This window comes from Rhodoflexus sp., from assembly GCF_053489755.1.
The window spans coordinates 56017-74654 of the sequence record NZ_JBRCHD010000014.1; the positions used below are offsets into that span (position 1 = coordinate 56017).

The 18638-nt window shown below is 48.7% G+C and carries 15 protein-coding genes; 4 read left to right on the forward strand and 11 right to left on the reverse strand.

Going from position 1 to position 18638, the window contains the following annotated elements; all coding sequences use genetic code 11:
• Positions 1-15 precede the first annotated feature (15 nt).
• Positions 16-2073 carry a glycosyl hydrolase family 95 catalytic domain-containing protein gene (locus tag ACWIP2_RS03045; RefSeq protein ID WP_448518428.1) on the forward strand — a complete coding sequence of 686 codons (2058 nt, stop codon included), beginning with the start codon at positions 16-18 and terminating at the stop codon, positions 2071-2073.
• Between the two features lie 13 nt (positions 2074-2086).
• Here the strand turns inward: ACWIP2_RS03045 and cdaA are convergent, their stop codons facing one another.
• The 5 genes from cdaA to ACWIP2_RS03070 all read right to left on the reverse strand — a co-directional run bounded on the left by cdaA (position 2087) and on the right by ACWIP2_RS03070 (position 6243).
• On the reverse strand, positions 2087-2902 hold the full coding sequence (gene cdaA, locus ACWIP2_RS03050) for a diadenylate cyclase CdaA (protein WP_448518429.1): 816 nt from the start codon (positions 2900-2902) through the stop codon (positions 2087-2089).
• A gap of 113 nt (positions 2903-3015) precedes the next feature.
• Positions 3016-3678 (reverse strand): hypothetical protein, encoded by a 663-nt coding sequence (locus ACWIP2_RS03055; RefSeq protein ID WP_448518430.1) that lies wholly within the window; start codon positions 3676-3678, stop codon positions 3016-3018.
• A 44-nt stretch (positions 3679-3722) separates the two neighbouring features.
• Positions 3723-5681: a peptidylprolyl isomerase gene (locus tag ACWIP2_RS03060; protein ID WP_448518431.1), complete on the reverse strand. Its 1959-nt coding sequence runs from the start codon at positions 5679-5681 to the stop codon at positions 3723-3725.
• An 8-nt stretch (positions 5682-5689) separates the two neighbouring features.
• On the reverse strand, positions 5690-6067 hold the full coding sequence (locus ACWIP2_RS03065) for a type II toxin-antitoxin system death-on-curing family toxin (protein ID WP_448518432.1): 378 nt from the start codon (positions 6065-6067) through the stop codon (positions 5690-5692).
• Complete coding sequence (locus tag ACWIP2_RS03070; protein ID WP_448518433.1) at positions 6064-6243, reverse strand: hypothetical protein; 180 nt, start codon at positions 6241-6243, stop codon at positions 6064-6066. Before ACWIP2_RS03070 ends, ACWIP2_RS03065 begins: the two co-directional genes overlap by 4 nt.
• Before the next feature lie 184 nt (positions 6244-6427).
• On the opposite strand from ACWIP2_RS03070, the gene ACWIP2_RS03075 reads away from it, so the two are divergent.
• The 3 genes from ACWIP2_RS03075 to ACWIP2_RS03085 all read left to right on the forward strand — a co-directional run bounded on the left by ACWIP2_RS03075 (position 6428) and on the right by ACWIP2_RS03085 (position 9552).
• Complete coding sequence (locus tag ACWIP2_RS03075) at positions 6428-7408, forward strand: polyprenyl synthetase family protein (RefSeq protein WP_448518434.1); 981 nt, start codon at positions 6428-6430, stop codon at positions 7406-7408.
• 7 nt (positions 7409-7415) lie between these two features.
• The gene (locus tag ACWIP2_RS03080; RefSeq protein ID WP_448518435.1) at positions 7416-8045 is read left to right on the forward strand and encodes a rhomboid family intramembrane serine protease; all 630 of its coding nucleotides are present in this window, start codon (positions 7416-7418) and stop codon (positions 8043-8045) included.
• A 91-nt stretch (positions 8046-8136) separates the two neighbouring features.
• Positions 8137-9552 (forward strand): M14 family metallopeptidase, encoded by a 1416-nt coding sequence (locus ACWIP2_RS03085; protein WP_448518436.1) that lies wholly within the window; start codon positions 8137-8139, stop codon positions 9550-9552.
• A gap of 381 nt (positions 9553-9933) precedes the next feature.
• Here ACWIP2_RS03085 and hflX read toward each other — a convergent pair whose 3' ends face one another.
• From hflX to ACWIP2_RS03115, 6 genes are read right to left on the reverse strand one after another with little or no spacing between them, the layout of a single operon-like run.
• Entirely contained in the window at positions 9934-11157 is a 1224-nt protein-coding gene (hflX, locus tag ACWIP2_RS03090; RefSeq protein WP_448518437.1) for a GTPase HflX, read from the reverse strand.
• A 20-nt stretch (positions 11158-11177) separates the two neighbouring features.
• Positions 11178-13811 (reverse strand): DNA mismatch repair protein MutS, encoded by a 2634-nt coding sequence (mutS, locus tag ACWIP2_RS03095; RefSeq protein ID WP_448518438.1) that lies wholly within the window; start codon positions 13809-13811, stop codon positions 11178-11180.
• Positions 13808-15769, reverse strand: coding sequence for an ATP-dependent nuclease (locus tag ACWIP2_RS03100; RefSeq protein WP_448518439.1), 1962 nt, complete (start codon positions 15767-15769; stop codon positions 13808-13810). The genes mutS and ACWIP2_RS03100 overlap by 4 nt, the downstream gene beginning before the upstream one ends.
• A gap of 37 nt (positions 15770-15806) precedes the next feature.
• Complete coding sequence (locus ACWIP2_RS03105) at positions 15807-16520, reverse strand: RluA family pseudouridine synthase (RefSeq protein ID WP_448518440.1); 714 nt, start codon at positions 16518-16520, stop codon at positions 15807-15809.
• Between the two features lie 22 nt (positions 16521-16542).
• Positions 16543-17841 carry an outer membrane beta-barrel protein gene (locus tag ACWIP2_RS03110; RefSeq protein ID WP_448518441.1) on the reverse strand — a complete coding sequence of 433 codons (1299 nt, stop codon included), beginning with the start codon at positions 17839-17841 and terminating at the stop codon, positions 16543-16545.
• The gene (locus ACWIP2_RS03115; protein ID WP_448518442.1) at positions 17816-18394 is read right to left on the reverse strand and encodes an RNA polymerase sigma factor; all 579 of its coding nucleotides are present in this window, start codon (positions 18392-18394) and stop codon (positions 17816-17818) included. The genes ACWIP2_RS03110 and ACWIP2_RS03115 overlap by 26 nt, the downstream gene beginning before the upstream one ends.
• Positions 18395-18638 lie beyond the last annotated feature (244 nt).

Sequence of the window (18638 nt, forward strand, 5' to 3'; positions counted from 1 at the left end):
CAAACTTTGACTTATATGAAAAAACTAACCGTTTTGCTGTGCCTTTTGTGGGCATCATTGCTTGCACAGGCACAAAATTTAGCCGACTCGCCTTGGCATATTCAGGCACAGCAAATTGATCCGAACCGCTACTTTGGCGTTACCGTAGCCAATGGCATGATTGGTATTGTATCCTCGCCTAACCCACTGAAAGTGAGCGAAGTAGTACTCAATGGTGCATTTGATACCTACGGACGCGGGCGCGTAAGCAACATCATGAAGGTGTTTGAGTTTGCCAATATGGACATGGACATCAACGGCAGAAGGCTGGGACGCACCAATATCAGCAACTACGCCCAAACGCTGGATATGAAGCGGGCAACCCTTACCACAACCTTTGATTATGCTGATGAGGCAAGCGTTACGCACAACCTCATGGCGCTGCGCCATCTGCCCCATACCGCGCTGATAGAAGTAACTGTTCGGGCAAAAAAGGATATAGAGTTTACCGCTCACAGTGTCATTCAAGCGCCGGACGTGCTGCGCGATGTGAAAAATAGCTACCACCTAATAGACCGCCCACATGCGCTTATTCCGCTGATGACTTCTGTAGCCAAAAGCCCGACAGGCAAGCACACCGTAGCGGCAAGCAATAGCTTTCTGTTTGAAGAGCATCGCGGCGAGGAGCCGCAGCTGATCCACGAAGAGTGGGACTACGGGATGCACCGCCTCAAATTCACCAAAAAACTGAAAGCAGGGGAGACCTACCGCTTTTCTGTTGTCGGATCGGTGATTTCTACCGAACACATAGCCGACCCGCACAATGAAGCCGAACGCCTTACCATTTTTGCCGCTTTGGAAAAGCGCGAACGCCTGCTCAAACGCCATACAGAGGCATGGGAAAAACTCTGGCAAAGCGATATTGAGATAGATACAGAACTGTTTGTACAACGTGCTGTGCGCTCTGCGTTGTACCACTTGTACAGCTTTGCCCGCGAAGGCACAGCGTACAGTCTCTCTCCGATGGGACTTTCCGGCTTGGGCTACAACGGGCACGTATTCTGGGATACCGAACTGTGGATGTACCCCCCGCTGCTTATTTTGCAGCCTGAAATTGCTAAATCCCTGCTGGAGTATCGTTTCCAGCGATTGGAGGCAGCTAAGCAAAACGCCCGCAACCATGGCTATCAGGGAGCAATGTTCCCTTGGGAATCGGACGATACAGGGCAGGAAGCCACACCTGTTTGGGCTTTGACAGGGCCCTTTCAACACCATATCACAGGCTGCGTGGGTTTTGCTTTCTGGAAATATTATCAGGTAACGCAGGACAAAGTATGGCTGCGCGAACGTGGCTATCCTGTGCTAAAAGAGGTGGCAGACTTCTGGGCAAGCCGCGCCGAAAAAGGCAGCGATGGCAAGTATCACATTATCAATGTTGTATGTGCCGATGAATGGGCGGAAAATGTGGACGATAACGCCTTTACCAACGGTATGGCAAAAGAAGTCTTGGGCTATGCCAATGCTGCGGCCCGCGCACTGGGGCTGCCCGAAAATCCGAAATGGAAAGAAGTAGCTGACGGGCTGGTAATTCTCAAATTCCCCGACGGCACTACCCGCGAACACGCAACCTACAACGGCGAGCCGATTAAACAGGCAGATGTTAACCTGCTGGCTTATCCGCTCAAACAAATCACCGACCCTGCAACGATACGCAAAGACTTGGACTACTACTGGAAAGTACTCGGCGATAACATCCCGGGTCGCAAAGGCGACAGCCCTGCCATGGCACAGGCTATTTTCAGCATTTTAAACACGCGCATGGGCGACCCGCAAAAAGGTTATGAGCAATTCATAGAAAGTTTCCGCCCTAACGAAGCTCCTCCCTTTGGCGTATTAGCAGAAACTGCCGGCGGAAGTAACCCTTATTTTGCCACAGGTGCGGGCGGCATGTTGCAGGCTGTCATCAACGGATTTGGAGGCTTAGATATTACAGATCAGGGTATCATTCAACTAAAAACCAAGCTGCCGACGCAAATCAAATCACTGATAATCAAAGGTGTGGGCAGAGATCGCAAGACCTTTTTGGTCAAATAAGTAGGCAAAGGCGCTACTCCTCTTCCCCTTCGTTGGGGAAGAGGTAGCGTTGGATTTGCTGCCGCAGTTCTACCAGATTGAGCGCTGCATATATTTTCCCGCTGCGAATCGCCGAAGCGTGTCCTGTTTCCTCTGAAACAACCAATACGAGCGTATCAGTCGCTTCGCTCATACCGATAGCAGCGCGATGGCGCAGCCCCATGTTCGGCGGTACATTGCGGTTGTCCGTTACAGGCAGGATGCACCGCGCCGCCTTGATGCGCCCACCGACGATAATCATCGCGCCGTCGTGCAGGGGACTGTTTTTGAAGAAAATAGAAAGAATGAGCCGCTTGGAAATGGCGGCATCAATCACATCCCCCGTTTCGCAGTAGGTATCCAGTTCATCGTCGCGGGAAAGTACAATCAGTGCGCCTGTGTGCGTGCTGCCCATGACTTTCATCGCTTCCAGCAGGTCGTGAATATCAAAGTCGTAGTCGTTGCGTCCGCGCCGCCTGAAAATAGCAAGCAGTTGCAAGCCCTGAATATCGGCGGATTTACCCAAAATAAGCAAAAACTTGCGGATTTCCTGTTGGAAGATAATCAGCGCGGCGATAATCCCTACGCTCATGAACTTGTCCAGAATTAGCGTCAGGATTTCCATTTGCGTAGCCTGCACCACCAGAAACAGGAGGTACAAAATCAGCAAACCGAGCAGAACGCGCAGGGCAACAGTTCCTTTCACGAGCTTATAGACACTGAACAGCAATACGCTGACCAGTGCAATATCAAAAATGTCTGCCCATTTGATTTCTAAGAAGCCGATGTGAAAAGCAGGTAAAGGTATCAAGCAGTTGTTCTTACGCCGTAATTTGCGTCAAAGTTACACAAGTCAGGGGGCTTTTTGTGGCACAGTGCGGATATTTAAAGCAGGAACGGGGTTCTGTCGAGCACTGTAAGATTTTAACTATACTCATTGCGATACTTAAGCATAATGTTCCGGAATAGCTCGCCCGTTGTAGGGGGAGTGTATGAAATCGCATTAGCTCCGCTTTCAATAGCTAAGTGGATCGCCTCATCGGTTTTACCCCCTGTAGCAATAATAGCCACATCGCTGCTGATGTCGCGGATGCGTTTGACTATTTGGGGCGTTTTCTCTGCACCCGATACATTCAGAATATCAACGCCGGCAGCAATGCGCCCCTCAATGTCCTCTTTTTCCGATACTATCGTAACGACAACGGGTATATCAATTTTATCCTTTAATCGCTTAATCAGGTCGTTGGGGGTAGGTTTATTAAGTATAACACCCAGCGCACCCTGAAACTCAGCATCTATGGCAAGATCAATCGCCCGATCGCCGCTTGTAATGCCCCCGCCAACACCGCAGAAAATCGGCTTATCCGCTGCCAGTATGAGCGCATGTGAAATAATCGGCTGGGGTGTAAAAGGATACACCGCAATTATGGCGTTAGCGTTTGTGTTTCTGATAATGGCAACGTCTGTACAAAAAAGAAATGATTTGAGCACCTGCCCGAAAACTTTGATGCCGGAACAGGCAGCTATCGCCTCGGGCACAACTACTATATTGTTTCTTAGGCGACTGGTAAAGGAAGGGATTTTCATGGTTTGTTTATTGATATAACAGAACAAGTGCTAAAATTGCTATTCTACCTCAATACCGCCTCTGTAATCTTGTCTCCGACTGCCAGTTTGTGCACTACTTCCATTCCCGATTTGACTTCGGCAAAGATGGTGTAGCGCCCGTCTAAGTGCGGCGTAGGAATGTGCGAAATAAACCATTGGCAACTTTCGGTGTCTTTGCCTGCAGAAGCCAGCCCGACCATCCCCGCCTTGTAGCTGAGCGGCGCAAATTCCGAGCGGAGCGTGTAGTCCATACCGCCGTAGCCATCGCCACGCGGACAGCCACCCTGCACCACAAAATCAGGCACTACGCGGTGGAAGGTTTTGCCGTTGTAATAGCCCTGTTTCACCAATTTGACAAAGCTCACCACCGAGCTGGGAGCGTGTTCAGGAAACAGCCGGAACACGATGTCGCCCTTTGTGGTTCGGATGAGTACCTCCTGCCCCTGTGGAATGGTTGCCAGCGTTTGCCAGTCAATCGGGCGCTGGTGTTTGATTTGAGGCGGCGCAGGCGCAGGTCTGCCTGCTAAGTGGGCAATCGCTTTTTCTATTTCAATGAGCGTTTCTATGTCGCGGGGCAGCGGCAAGCCCTGTTTTGCCTGATGCAAGCGCGTGGTATCTCCTTTGAGGTATTGCGCATAGCCGTTGGCAGGTTCTGCAATCGCACCTGCTGCCAATGCAATCAGCGCCGCGTCTTTACTTTGCAGCGTTTCGGTGATTTGCTGCCGCACAAAATCCTTTTCGGGCAGCGTGGCAAAGTCGGGACGACTCTGGATTTGCAGCAAGCCTTCCAGCGCTGAGGTGCGCACAAAAGCATGGTTATTGTTCGCGAGGTAGCCTGTCAGCAAATCTGCATTTTTAGGATGCTCTGCCAGCGCTTTGAGCAAAAATCCCTGTTCGTAAGGGTCGCTGCTTTTTTTGATTAAATCCACGATGAACGACTGCCCTCCGCTGGGGTGGAATTTCATCACCGTACCCATTACTAATGCCCGCGCACGGCTGTCGCGAACGCTGTCTATGATGCTGTAGAAGTATTTGATATTCACTTGGTCGGCTTTACTGCGCACCACTTCGGCGGCCGTAACGGCAACATTGGGCTGTGCATCGCAAAGCGCCCGCCCGATAATTTCTTTGACAGGCTCTAACTGCATTGGGCTTTTGGCTGCTCCAAGCGCACGCAAAGCCGCTACGCGCACTTCGTAGGACGCATCGTTTTGAATCAGTTGCAGCAGTTTTTGCTGTACCTCCGCCGCCGATGAGTTACTCAATGCCAGTGCGATGTTCAACCGCACATGCGGATGCGCGTCGTTGAGCGCTGCCAGCAGCGGGCGCGTAATAGCTTCGTAATCCTTGTCGGGATTGCGGGCAAAATAATTGGCCGCCATGATGCGCAGCGAATCGGGGAAAGTTGCTTCTAAATAGCCTACAGCCTTGCTGTCGCCTGCGGGCAGCCGCAAACGCTTCCATGAAAGGGCGCGATACAGCCCCAGCATTTGCCCGTAGCGCTGCGCCGCCTGTTCGGGAGCTTCGTAGCGAAAGGCTGCCAGTGCCTGCAAGGCGGTAGAGTCGGCGCATTTGCCCAAGGCTTCCAGCGCTGCCGCCGTAACTTCCGCCGCTTTGTCCTTATTAATCGCATAAATCAGTTGAGAAGCCGATGCAGCGCTGCCCGTTTGCCCGATGGCATACGCTGCCATTTTGCGGACACCCGGCTCCTTGTCGTTCAGCAAATAGTACAGCGCAGTGAGCGCCGCTGTGTCCTGTACCGAAGCCAGCGCCAGCGCAACCGCCTCCCGATGCTGCGGCGCATTGCTTTGCTGCAGCTCAATGAGCGAATCGGTAGCGCGGCGGTCTTGCAGCGTGGTAATCAGCCGCAGGGTGTCGTCAGCAGCCAGACGATTAGCAGCCTGCTGCCGCTCTGCGGTTTCCGAACGGCAGCCTGCAACCACCGCCAACAGGGAAAAAATAACAAATAGAGTGGTGCGCATAAGTTGTATTATCGGCTTGTAACTCGTTGCTTGATCCAAGTTACAATTTGTTGAAAATCAAGTTTTCCTGCTGCCACAGCAATTACAAATTCGTACTTTTCGTCCTGCGTAGCTGCTATATCTTTGCCGGCATTCATCAATAGCAAGCGCATTAAAACATAGCCTGTTCTTTTGTTGCCATCTATGAACGGGTGGTTTTTAACGATACTTTCCAGGATTGCTCCTGCTTTTTCTTCTGGACTTGGGTAAAACTCTGTGTTCCCAAATCCGCTAAATGGTCTTTCAATAGCCGATTTTAGTCCGTTTTCATCTCTTACGCCTTGTAAACCTCCAAACTCGCGTATGAGTAGTTGATGAATTTCAATTAGCTCCTGATAATCTATCATTTCGCCAATTTTTTCAGCAGTTCCCGGTCTTCGGTCAGAATTGTGCGAAGGTTCAGCGAAAGCTGTATTTTCTCTGTGGTGGTTTTTTCTACCTGACGAAGGTACTGTAAAATCTCACCCAATACTTCATCGGGTAGCTTGTTTACGATTTCCACTATTTCCTGCTTGATTTCCATTTTTTTGCCTGATTATTTAATTTTTCAAACGTTGTCCGACGGCTATTAGTTTGCTTCAATGCTTTGTATATTGTGATTGTCCGGCATTGCAATAGCGAAGCGGATAAGCACACTAAGTTATCAAAAAACTGCCAACTTAGCCGTTTGACACTTATATTTGCTTTTGTCCCCAACAAACGACTGTATGGAATTTGATTTTCTAAACGCACAGGCTGCCCTTGAAAAAGCAATACAACAACTGAATCTCGGCGAAAAACCAATCGAACTTTACGAGCCAATCCGCTACATTATGTCGCTCGGCGGCAAGCGGATGCGCCCGATGTTGGTGCTGTTGGGCAAATATGCCGTAGCTGACGACTGGCAAAACGATGTTCAGGCGGCGATTACTGTTGAAATGTTTCACAATTTCACCCTGATACACGACGATATCATGGACAAAGCCCCGCTGCGTCGCGGTCAGCCAACGGTACACGAAAAATGGAATGACAACACTGCCCTGCTCTCAGGCGATGTGATGTTGGTAAAAACCTACGACCAGTTGCTGGAAAGTGTACCGCCTGCGCTATTGCCGCTCCTGCTGCGCCGTTTCAACAAAACTTCGGTAGAAGTTTGCGAAGGACAGCAGATGGACATGAACTTTGAACAGCGCAAGCGCGTACCGATGGAAGAATACATTGATATGATTCGCCTAAAAACGGCTGTGCTGCTCGGATTCAGCCTTGAAATGGGTGCAATACTCGGCGGTGCAGCCCCCGAAACTATCCGCAATTTGTACGAATTCGGCATTCAGTTAGGTATCGGTTTCCAGTTGAAAGACGACATATTAGATGTGTACAGCGAACCGGACAAGTTCGGCAAGCAGGTCGGCGGCGACATTATTGCCAATAAAAAAACCTTCCTGCTGATTCGTGCGCTGGAACTTGCCAATCCGATGCAAACCCGCGAGCTAGATTACTGGCTGTCTGTAGAAGATTTTGATCCACAGGTAAAAATAGATTCAGTCAAGGAAATTTACGAACAACTCAAAGTACGCGAGCAGGCAGAGCAAGCCATGAACGCTTACTTTGACAGAGGTTTTGCCGCGCTGGCTGCCGCAGGGCTTGCACCTGACCGCCATGAAACAATCCGCGCCTTTGCCCAATCAGTTATCGAACGCGAAAAATAAAGCATCTATGCAACTCTCTCTGACCGTCATTATCATGCTTATTACAGGCGGCATAAGCATATACGTATTCACACGCCCTGATTTACAGGAAAAGTGGATGCTAAATCCTTACCGAATTAGTCGCAGGGGAGAATGGTATCGTTTCATCACCTCCGGACTGATTCACATCGGTTGGGTGCATCTGATTTTCAACCTGTTTACGTTTTATTTCTTCGGCAGTTGGATCGAGCGCTACTTTGTCATAGTTCACGGGCAGAAACTGGGCTATTTGTACTTTTTGCTACTTTACATCGGCGGCATCGTCGCTGCGGATATTCCAACCTATCTGCGCTACAAGGATCATTCGTATTACAATTCACTGGGCGCTTCGGGTGGAGTTTCTGCTATTATTTTTGCTACTATTTTTTACAACCCAACTGAGGTTGTTTGCCTCTACGCATTCTTTTGCCTGCCGGGCTTCATCTGGGGCGGCATCTATCTGGGTTATTCTTACTTCTACGACAAGCGCGGCTCGGACAGCATCAACCACTCGGCGCACCTCTACGGCGCACTGTTTGGCTTCCTGCTTGCCTTCCTGATTCGCCCTTCTGCTATCGTGCATTTTTTTGATGCCATTATACACTGGAGCATGTTTTAAACTATCGTCAAAGATGCAAACTCATCGGTTTACACTCTTGCTGTGCTTGTGCTTTTGCATGAGCGCATCCATTTTTGCCCAAAAAATAACTATGAACAGAAAAGCGTTCGTTGCTGCCCTGCAACAACAATACGAGACCTACCGCGAGCCTTATTTTACCTATCGCCGCTTCAAGCATACCGATATTCAGCCATTGATCGCCGCACTTTCGCCCGACAAAGGCTTTCAAGTAAAAGAACTGGGACTTTCTACCGAAAAGCGCGTGATTCACCACATCCAATTGGGTAAAGGTACAACGAAAGTCTTGCTCTGGTCGCAAATGCACGGCGACGAGCCGACAGCAACCATGGCGCTGTTCGATATTTTCCGATTCTTCAGCGCTTCGGATGAGTTAGACAGCTACCGCAAGGTTATTCTGGACAATTTGAGCCTGCATTTTGTACCGATGTTGAACCCCGACGGGTCGGAGGTTTTCAAGCGACGCACAGCATTGGACATAGACATGAACCGCGACGCGCTGCGTTTGGTCAATCCCGAATCGCGACTGCTCAAAAATCTGCGCGACGAGCTAAACGCCGATTTTGGTTTCAACCTGCACGACCAGCATACGCGCTATACCGCTTATTACACCCCTAAACCTGCTACGATTTCGTTTCTGGCACCCGCTTATAACGTTGCTAAAGAAATTAATCCCGTGCGGGAACGCGCCATGCGCTTGATTGCTGCGATGAACGAAGACTTGCAAGGCATTATTCCCGGACAGGTAGCCAAATACAACGATGAGTTTGAACCCCGTGCCTTTGGCGACAACATCCAGCAATGGGGTACAAGCACCGTGCTGATAGAATCGGGCGGCTACCCCAACGACCCCGAAAAGTTCTACATTCGCCAACTGAATTTTATTTCTATCCTTTCGGCGCTGTATGCCATCGCGCAAAAGGAATACGAGCAATACACCACCGAACAGTATTGGGCAATTCCCGAAAACCGCACACAGCTGCGCCACTTGATACTGCGCAATGCCAATCTGGATTTTAACGGCACTGCCTATCGCGCCGATGTGTCTTTTGACATCCGCGAGCAAACAAAATCCGACGGGCGGAGCTTCTACTATCAGTGTTTTATAGATGATATCGGCGATTTGAGCACGCTATACGGCTACCGCGAAATAGACTGCACGAATTTGCAAGTGAACTTTGGCAAGGTTTACCCCGAAGAAATGTATAGCCTTGACCAAATCAGAAAGCTCGATTTCAGCCGATTAATGAGCGAGGGATACACCGCCTTGCGCTACAAAGGGCAGGACTGGCAGGAAAAAGACGTTCCGGCAGCTATTCCGCTAAACCTGCTGCGCGGCAACCACACCCGCCCCGGTGATACGGTTAGCATGGAACAAAATCCCGACCTTGTGCTTTCAGAAAATGGAAAAGTGCGCTACCTGATTATCAATGGCTTCGTACACGAACCGACGGCAAAGCCCAATCGTGGCAATGCCTTGGTTTATTAGCCTGTAAAATTTAAAATTGGGAGAACGCTCACAAAGGCAGTCTGCGGACTTAGCATTTTTACACATGGCGCGCTTTGCGATGAAATTTCAACCGCAAAGCGCGCTATGATTTTTCGCGAAGAACGCAGAGGATTACACTTGTCGCGTGTGGGGACACACGCAACGGCGATAACAGTTTTTCGCATGTGGAGACACACGCAATAACGACCGTGGCTCGTGAGGACACGAGCTACTGCAATAGGCAACATAAAAATCTGTGAAAAACAGCATGATCCGTGTTCCAATAATTCTCCAGCCGTTGTTCGTGTCCTCACGAATAACGGCAAAATAAAAATCTGTGAAAACCGGCATAATCCGTGTTCCAGAAACCCGCGTTTCCAACTACTCCGGCAGCGCGTAAGACATTACGTATGCGGGCATTTGGTCGCGGTTGAGGAAGTTCGGGTAGATGCTGAAATACTTTTTGGCAATTTCCTGCATCATCAGTTGTCGCAATTCGTTGATATTGATTCTCTGCTGCGCTGAAATGAAAATCGCACGGGGCATTTTGCTCAAGTACATATTTTTGAGCTGTTCCAGCATCGGTTTGCCCTGATGCTCTTCAAAAGGCGAGCCGTTCTCCAGTTCAGGATTCTGATAAGCGTCTATTTTGTTGAAAACCAGAATGGTCGTTTTTTCGCCTGCGCCAATGTCGGCAAGGGTTTTGTTCACCACCTCGATATGCTCCTCAAACGAAGGGTGCGAAATATCCGCTACGTGTAGCAATATATCCGCCTCCACAATTTCGGAAAGCGTGGATTTAAAACTTTCTACTAAGTGAGTTGGCAACTTGCGGATAAAACCGACTGTATCGGTCAATAAAAACGGAATTTGGTCTATCACTACTTTGCGCACGGTCGCATCTACGGTTGCAAAGAGTTTATTTTCCGCAAAAACATCGGCTTTGGCGAGCAGGTTCATCAGGGTGGATTTGCCCACGTTGGTATAGCCTACAAGGGCTACGCGCACCATTGCCTCCCGCGATTTGCGCTGGGTTTCGCCTTGCTTTTCAATGCGGTTGAGCTTATCGCGCAAGAGGGCAATTTTATCGCGGATAATCCGACGGTCGGTTTCCAGTTCGCTCTCGCCCGGGCCACCGCGCACGCCCACGCCACCTTGCTGGCGCGAAAGGTGCGTCCACATGCGTGTCAGGCGGGGCAGCATGTACTGCATTTGCGCAAGTTCTACCTGCGTACGCGCCTGTACGGTTTTTGCCCGCAACAGGAATATTTCAATAATGAGCATCGTGCGGTCTAAAATCTTGCATTTCAACTCTTTTTCCAAGTTGCGCATTTGCGAACTGCTCAACTCATCGTCAAAAATGACCATTGAGGGCTTTTCTGCCTGCACAAACGCCTGAATTTCCTGCAACTTGCCCTTGCCGACGAAAGTGCGGGGATGTGGACGCTCCAACTTCTGGCGGAATTTTTTCAGCGTGCGGATGCCTGCCGTTTCAGCCAGAAATTCCAGTTCGTTGATATACTCTGTCGCCTGTTCTTCGGTCTGTTTTTGGGTAATAACTGCCACCAGCGCGGCGGTAAGCTGCGCTTTGGCGGTCTCTATCATTTTTGGACTGTTTTTCTGCATCACTTGCTTAACAAATTCTTGATTTCATTTAGTTTCAGCAGCGCCTCAACGGGCGAAATAGTGTTGATGTCTAACTGTTTGACCATTTCTTTTACAGTTGCATAATTGGGGTCTGATGCCTCAAACATGCTGATTTGATACGCTTGCGTTTGGGGCATACGGCTCATTTTGGCTTGTATCTGTTTGCGGTGATGCTCGCGAGAGGTGTCCTTTTCCAGATGCCGCATGATTTCATGCGCGCGAATGACAACGGGATTGGGCATACCTGCCAGTTGCGCCACGTGAATGCCAAAACTATGCTCACTGCCGCCCGGCATCAGCTTGCGCAGGAACACCACTTTGCCGCCGGTTTCCTTTACGGCAACGTTGAAATTGCGGATGCGCTCGTGTTCCTCTGCCAGCGCGTTGAGTTCGTGGTAGTGCGTGGCAAAGAGCGTTTTGGGGCGAAATTTCGGATGATTGTGCAGATATTCTACGATTGCCCAAGCGATGGAAATGCCGTCGTAGGTACTCGTTCCCCGCCCGATTTCGTCCATGATGAGCAGGCTGCGCTCGCTGAGGTTGTTCAAAATGCTTGCCGTTTCGGTCATTTCCACCATGAACGTACTTTCGCCTCTGGAAAGGTTGTCGCTTGCGCCCACGCGGGTAAAAACTTTGTCCACCAAGCCGATTTTGGCTTCGGCGGCAGGCACAAAACAACCCATTTGCGCCATCAGCACAATCAGCGCGGTTTGTCGCAACAGGGCAGACTTACCCGACATGTTTGGCCCTGTGATAATGATAATTTGCTGATTGTCAGGGTCTAAAAAAACATCGTTGGGTACGTATTGCTCACCTGGGGGCAGTTGCCGCTCAATGACGGGATGTCTGCCGGCGCGAATGTCAATGATTGGATGCTCACCGATGATGGGGCGAACATAACCATTTGCAACCGCCGTATCGGCAAAGGACAGCAGGCAGTCCAGCATCGCCAGTATTTTGGCATTTTGCTGAATAGGCAGCACATATTCGGCCGCTACGTTTACCAACTGCCGGAAAATTTGCCCTTCCAAGGCGGCGATTTTTTCCTCTGCCGTTAGGATTTTTTCTTCGTAAACTTTCAGTTCTTCGGTAATGTAGCGCTCGGCATTGGCAAGCGTCTGCTTCCGAATCCAGCCGGCAGGGACTTTGTCTTTCTGCGAATTATTGACTTCAATATAGTAACCAAAAACCTTGTTGTAATTGATTTTCAGTGAGTTAATGCCTGTTCGCTGTACTTCGCGGTCTAAAATTTGTTTCAGGAAATCTTTGCCCGAAAAAGCAATCGCTCGCAGTTCGTCCAGTTCGGGATGTACTCCTGCACGGATGAGGTTGCCCTGATTAATCAGCGCGGGCGCATCTTCGCTGAGTTCCGCCCCGATTTTATCCAATAAAAACTGACAGGGATTGAGTTGGTCTGCCAGTTGTTTCCAAACGGGTAGGTTGGCATGCGTCAGCAAGAGTTTGACGGGCTGCACCTGCAAGAGCGAACGGCGCAGTTGCTGCAACTCCCTCGGATTGATACGCCCCGCAGCCACTTTGGAAACCATTCGTTCTAAATCGCCAACAGGTGCAAAAAAGTGACTCAACTGTTCCCGAAATTCCTCGTTTTCAACTAAGTAGGCAACGGCGGCCAATCTTTCCTCTATCTTGATTTTATCTTTGAGCGGCAGCGTTACCCATTTTTTTAGCAGCCGCGCGCCCATCGGCGTGCGGGTGTGGTCAAGTATTTGAATCAGCGGTACGCCGCCCTCGTGCTGCGGATAAATCAGTTCCAGATTGCGTATCGTAAAGCGGTCTAACCACACATAACCTTCTTCCTCAATGCGACTAATAGCGGAAATGTGTCGAATTTCTTTGTGCTCGGTGGCTTCCAGATAGTACAGCGCCGCGCCTGCCGCTACGATACCCTCTGGCAAATTTTCTATGCCAAAGCCTTTGAGCGATGCGGTTTCAAAATGCCGCGTCAGCTTTTCATAAGCGTAATCGTATTGAAAAACCCAGTCATCTATCGGATAATGACTGATTTTATCGGCAACGCCTGTTGCAATAAAATGCTCTTCCCAAAATTTTTTGCAGGATTTGCTAAAAATGATTTCGGCAGGGGCGAAATTTTGCAGCAGTCTTTGCACATGCGCAAGGTTGCCTTGTGTAGTCAAAAACTCCCCCGTGCTGATGTCTAACAGCGCAATGCCGATGGTATCTTTTCCATTGGCAAAGTGCAGGGCGCAGAGGTAGTTGTTGCGGCGCGTGTCCAATACTTGGTCGTGGTAGGCGACGCCGGGCGTAATCAGTTCGGTAACGCCGCGCTTGACCAAACCCTTAGCAAAACGCGGATCTTCTAATTGGTCGCAAATGGCGACGCGCTCGCCTGCCCGCACCAATTTGGGCAAGTAGTTATCTAAGGCATGATGCGGAAAGCCTGCCAGCGCAACATCCGAAGCCGCGCCATTGGAACGCTTTGTCAGCACAATATCCAGAATGCGGCTTGCCCGCACGGCATCTGCGCCAAAGGTTTCATAAAAATCACCCACGCGAAACAGCAGCAAGGCGCCCGGATACTTGGCTTTGAAAGCGTTGTACTGCCGCATGAGGGGGGTTTCCTTTTCGCTCATAGGGTGTTTATTATTTTGTTGAGCAATTCAGCAATTTCTTTGGGCAAAACTTCCATCTTGTCAATTATTTCATCATCGGTAAATGATACGCGGAAGTTCTTCTCTACCCACTGCCGCAGGTTTTTGAGCAGTTTGCGTCCATCGCACATATCTAACTTGCCTGCTGCCCATTCCTGTTCAAAAAAGTTTCGCATAGAATCAGCATTCTTCCCAATTTCCAGCGCTTTTCTGAAAATAATACTATTCAGCGCTGCGGCAAAATCGGTGATGTTTTGACTGCCGGATTGCTTAATCAGTTCACGAATCTCTTTTATCTGAATAATTGTACCATTGATAACAGCGTCGGCTGCAAAGTTTTCGTAAACGTCCTCTTTTTGCGTTTCGCAAAGTTGCAGCAGTTGTGTCTGTAAGTCTGTCTGTTCCCAGTATTGGCGCAAAGAATCGTCTTTTATCTTGCCTGCTACTAACTTTTTGATAGCTGTGGCATCTGTCAGATAGTTTTCAATTTGCCTTTTGCCAAAGTAATGCAGGCGGTTAGGATAGCTGCTGAAATACTTCTCTCTGAACGCCGCTATTTCCTTGGGTTTCATCTCATCGCGGTCAAGTACCATCAGCCAGGGCGATGTCAGCACACCTTCCTGCAACTTCTGAATCAGATTGGCTAACTTGTATCGGTCGCCTTTGCCTTGCATGTTTACAAAGGCTGTATTTTTTTCATTGATTGCATGTGAAAGTCCGGCTTTGACGGCAAAGGCAAGCAAATATTTTTTGTCGCTATCGCCTTCTACAAACACCAATACTTTGGGTTGCAGGGTGTAGTTGAGGATATCTACCGTGTAGCCCAGATTTTGAATCACTTCCTGCCAGCCATTGGCTTCTACTGCCTGATGAATACGAACGCCTTTGGCTTCATTCGTCAATAGAAAAACTTTATCAAGCCCCATTTCCTGCATCAAAACAAGGCTATGGGTTGTCATGATAAATTGCGTATTGGCAGATAATTGTTTAATGTAACGTGTAAAATCGCGGATAAGGGTTGGGTGCATGTGTACTTCCGGCTCATCCATCAGCACAATGCGCGGTTTGAGCAATAGAATCGCGGATAACATCAGCGCCAGCGATTGCATGCCCTGCCCGGTATGTTTGATGTCGTAAGCGACTGATTTTGAAGTTCCGTTGTCGCGCATTTTTTCTATGATGCGCAACTCAAATTCTCCAATCTCTTCATTGTGAACAACGTCTATATCTTCAATTTCGGTAAAAACGGTCAGCAGACGGCTTTTAAAGTCCTCAAAATCAGCAGCGCTTTTCTTTTTGAGCGCATAGAGCAAGCCGCGAATCCTGTTTTGACCGATAGCAGAAGGTTTTTCCAACTCTGCCAGCGGCATAAAACGCTCTTTTTCGGCTATATCGCCTTTGGAATCTAAATACAGCGGTGTTTTATAGCTGTCGTAGAAATTTGCATTGGTTAAAAATGCCTGAATATCAGCTACTAAACTTCGTTCTATTGTATTGGCAGGCACAAAATCTATTTCAGCACGTACTACGTGATTGAGGATACGCCTGTTGGCAAAAACAGCATTCCTATAAAATGAAACAGTTTGTTTGCTGAGTTTTTTAGACAACCGTACAAGCATCTGCTCATCCAATAGCGCCGCGTTACCGTTTGCTATCTGCCTGTCGCCTGCAATTTTGAGAAAGGTCTGCCATTCGTTGGCAGAAAAACGCATATCGCCCTTGATGTCTAAGTTGCCGTCTTCCAGTAAAAAATTGAAATCATTGGGTTCCAACGTCGCTGTATTGAGTACCTTTTGAATTGCTCGCAGAATACTTGTTTTACCTGTGTTGTTTGCTCCTACCAGCACATTGATATCCTCATGCAAAACAATAGCAGGTTCAGGCAGTTGCTGACTACTGATTTTGCGAAAGTTTTGCAAATACAAGGACTGTAACCGCATGATATGTAGCTAAAGCTAATGGAATGAGCATTTCAATTTACACATTCGCCCGCAACTGGCGCAGCAGGGCGGCAATATCTTTCGGATAGGGCGCTTCTACACGCAGCGGTTCGCCGTTGAGCGCCATAAATTCCAGCCCGAAAGCATGAAGCGCTACGCGACTAATCAGCGGCTGCTCTTCGGTGAATTTTTTCAGGTTGAAATTGCGCTTCAACTCGGAAAGGTACAATTTATGCCCGCCGTAGAACTCATCGGCAACAATCGGGGCTTTGAGGCAGGCTAAGTGGATGCGGATTTGGTGCATCCGACCCGTCAGGGGGAAACATTCTACCAGCGTATGTTTTTTGAAAACTTCTTTGGTGTAGAAAATCGTTTCGGCTTCCTTGCCTTCCTGCTTGTCAATGCGCACGCCACCGCTCGAAGTCCGAGCAATTGGCAAATACACATCTACGCCATCAAACTGATGGATGCCTTCCACAACAGCGTGATAAACCTTTTTCACCGAACGGTCTTCAAATTGAATCGCTAAGTGGCGGTAGGCTTCGGGGTTTTTGGCAATTGCTAGAATGCCGCTTGTTTCCTTGTCTAAGCGGTGGCAGACCTGCGCATCCTCCCAGTAGGCTTTTGCCAAACGGATAATGCTGGCGCTGTCAATCGTTCGCTCGTCTAAGGTTGAGATGTAAGCAGGCTTATTAATCAGGATATAGTCCTGGTCTTCGTGTAGAATTAAATCTTGGAAGCGTATTTTCATGTGGCAAAATTACGCCACTTGCCTAAAACTTGTACAAAAGCCCGCCACCGAACGAAATCCATTGCGGATTTGCCTGTAAATGAGGGGTTTGATAGACGGAATTTAGGCTACGGCGATAGTTGGCATCTAGCTGAATGCCCAGATGGGGGGTAAAGTTGTAAAACAGCCCCACTCCTGCCAATCCGCTGATATTGAATGCTTTGTAGTTGCCGAAGGTATATTCTACGCCTTCTACGCGGCGGCTATGGATGGTATGACCCAAGGTAATATCGCCTGCGATGCCGGCTGAGAACTGATAGCCGAATTTACCTTGTGAAACGTAGGCTAATTGCAGCGGCACGCTCAACATTTGCGTATGTACCTCAATGCTATTGGCTTTGGCGGCGCTGCCTTGCAGGAAGGGCGGCAAAATCAGTTCAGCAGAAGTATTTACACTGTACGAGTTACGCATAAAAGCCAGCCCGGAACGAATCGCCAACTTCCGACCGATAAAGTATCCGCCGTCTATCTGCAAACTCACTGAATTTTTATTGAACAGACTGTCTGTCAGGTCGTTGTGGATGATGGAAGCCTCTGCATACTGCCCTGTAATGAAAGGCGTAGGTTGTACATTACTCACCCGCGAGAAGCCCGGGTTAAATTCGTTGCGTGCTACCATCAGCCCAATCCATCCGCGACGGGATTCCTCAGATTTTGCTATCGGCAAATCTTCGGTGGACAAAAGAGGAACAAAAGCCACTTTTTCAGGCGCTTTTCCGCTCAGGGAATATTCTTCCACAGGCAACATTTGTAAAGCTGATGAAGGCAAGAAAGCGATGCTATTTGCATCAGTTTTGCCGTTTTGCATATCAGCCGGTGGCAGCGCAGCGATATTTCTTCGCGCAGCACCTGAAATAATTTCCACACGCTTGTTTGTGCCGCCGGTAGTTCCGCTGCCTTGTGTAACAGCAGGCAGTTGTCCGCCGACATCGGTAGGGTTCGTAAGTGCAGTTTGCGGCGCATTGTTGGATGCGGCATTATCTTGCGACTGTATAGTAGCTGTATTGGGAGTGGTAATTACAGCAGGTTGAGTAGTCGTATTTTCAATAGCAACGGGTTTAGCAGCGTTGAAATAGCGATAACCAAAATAAGAAGTGGAAAGGGCAAACAGGGCAATAGCGGCAGCAATGCCGATTTGCTTCAGGCGCGGCATGGTCATCAGACGCGGTTTTTTAGCCACCTCCCGTTCGATGCGTTTCCATACCTCGGCTGAGGGCGCTAATTCGGCGTTTTCAAACGCATCTCTGAATATGTCCTCAAATTTTCTCTCGTTGCTTTTCATAGACCTTTTCCTCGTCTTTTGCCAGCATTTTTTGTATCAATGCCTTAGCCCTTGCATACTGTGACTTTGACGTTCCTTCAGAAATGCCTAACATTTCTGCAATTTCGTTGTGCTTATACCCCTCAATGGCATACAGGTTGAAAACAGCCTGATAACCGGGCGATAATTGCTGGATGATGGCCAACAGCTCCTTAAAGTCGTAGGACTGGTCTGCAAAGACTTCGGATGCAGGTTCTTCTACCATGTCGTCCACATCGTCCATGTGCATTTTGTCAAGCATGCGGCGATTGTGTTTCAGCGCGGTGTTGATAACAATGCGCTTGATCCAATAATCAAGAGTAGAATCTTTTTTGAAGTTCGCAATTGCCGCAAAAATCTTAACAAAAGACTCTTGCAAAATGTCTTCGGCTTCAAAGGTGGTCTTAGAATAGCGCAGCGCTACAACGTACATTTTTTTGTAAAAACGTTCGTACATAAGCCGCTGTGCCGTGCCGTTGCCTTTGGCGCACATCTCGATCAGCTTTTCTTCTGTCCATTCTTTCGGCTGCATCATAGGCTAGTCCTTAAATTAAGGGTTAAGAAGAATCGCTGCTCGTAAAAAAGACCCCACAAGACAGAATTTCGTTGCATGGCACAGCAAAGAATTTTTCGAGTAAGCGTAGCAATTGAGTTAGCATTCGTACTTAAAATTAAAAATGATGTTTTTCGCTTTAAGACGGCCAACAAGAATACCAATTGTGCAACAACAAGATCAGAAGAACAATTGAAAACGTTTGAAAGTTTAGTTGGACTTGAAT

Excerpts from the sequence above, each read along its gene's own strand:
- hflX (WP_448518437.1), bottom strand. The coding sequence starts at position 11,157 with ATGATAGAGACCGCCAAAGCGCAGCTTACCGCCGCGCTGGTGGCAGTT.
- ACWIP2_RS03100 (WP_448518439.1), bottom strand. The coding sequence starts at position 15,769 with ATGCGGTTACAGTCCTTGTATTTGCAAAACTTTCGCAAAATCAGTAGT.
- ACWIP2_RS03060 (WP_448518431.1), bottom strand. The coding sequence starts at position 5,681 with ATGCGCACCACTCTATTTGTTATTTTTTCCCTGTTGGCGGTGGTTGCA.
- ACWIP2_RS03045 (WP_448518428.1), top strand. The coding sequence starts at position 16 with ATGAAAAAACTAACCGTTTTGCTGTGCCTTTTGTGGGCATCATTGCTT.
- ACWIP2_RS03110 (WP_448518441.1), bottom strand. The coding sequence starts at position 17,841 with ATGAAAAGCAACGAGAGAAAATTTGAGGACATATTCAGAGATGCGTTT.
- ACWIP2_RS03115 (WP_448518442.1), bottom strand. The coding sequence starts at position 18,394 with ATGATGCAGCCGAAAGAATGGACAGAAGAAAAGCTGATCGAGATGTGC.
- ACWIP2_RS03085 (WP_448518436.1), top strand. The coding sequence starts at position 8,137 with ATGAACAGAAAAGCGTTCGTTGCTGCCCTGCAACAACAATACGAGACC.
- mutS (WP_448518438.1), bottom strand. The coding sequence starts at position 13,811 with ATGAGCGAAAAGGAAACCCCCCTCATGCGGCAGTACAACGCTTTCAAA.
- ACWIP2_RS03065 (WP_448518432.1), bottom strand. The coding sequence starts at position 6,067 with ATGATAGATTATCAGGAGCTAATTGAAATTCATCAACTACTCATACGC.
- ACWIP2_RS03070 (WP_448518433.1), bottom strand. The coding sequence starts at position 6,243 with ATGGAAATCAAGCAGGAAATAGTGGAAATCGTAAACAAGCTACCCGAT.
- ACWIP2_RS03075 (WP_448518434.1), top strand. The coding sequence starts at position 6,428 with ATGGAATTTGATTTTCTAAACGCACAGGCTGCCCTTGAAAAAGCAATA.
- ACWIP2_RS03080 (WP_448518435.1), top strand. The coding sequence starts at position 7,416 with ATGCAACTCTCTCTGACCGTCATTATCATGCTTATTACAGGCGGCATA.
- ACWIP2_RS03055 (WP_448518430.1), bottom strand. The coding sequence starts at position 3,678 with ATGAAAATCCCTTCCTTTACCAGTCGCCTAAGAAACAATATAGTAGTT.
- ACWIP2_RS03105 (WP_448518440.1), bottom strand. The coding sequence starts at position 16,520 with ATGAAAATACGCTTCCAAGATTTAATTCTACACGAAGACCAGGACTAT.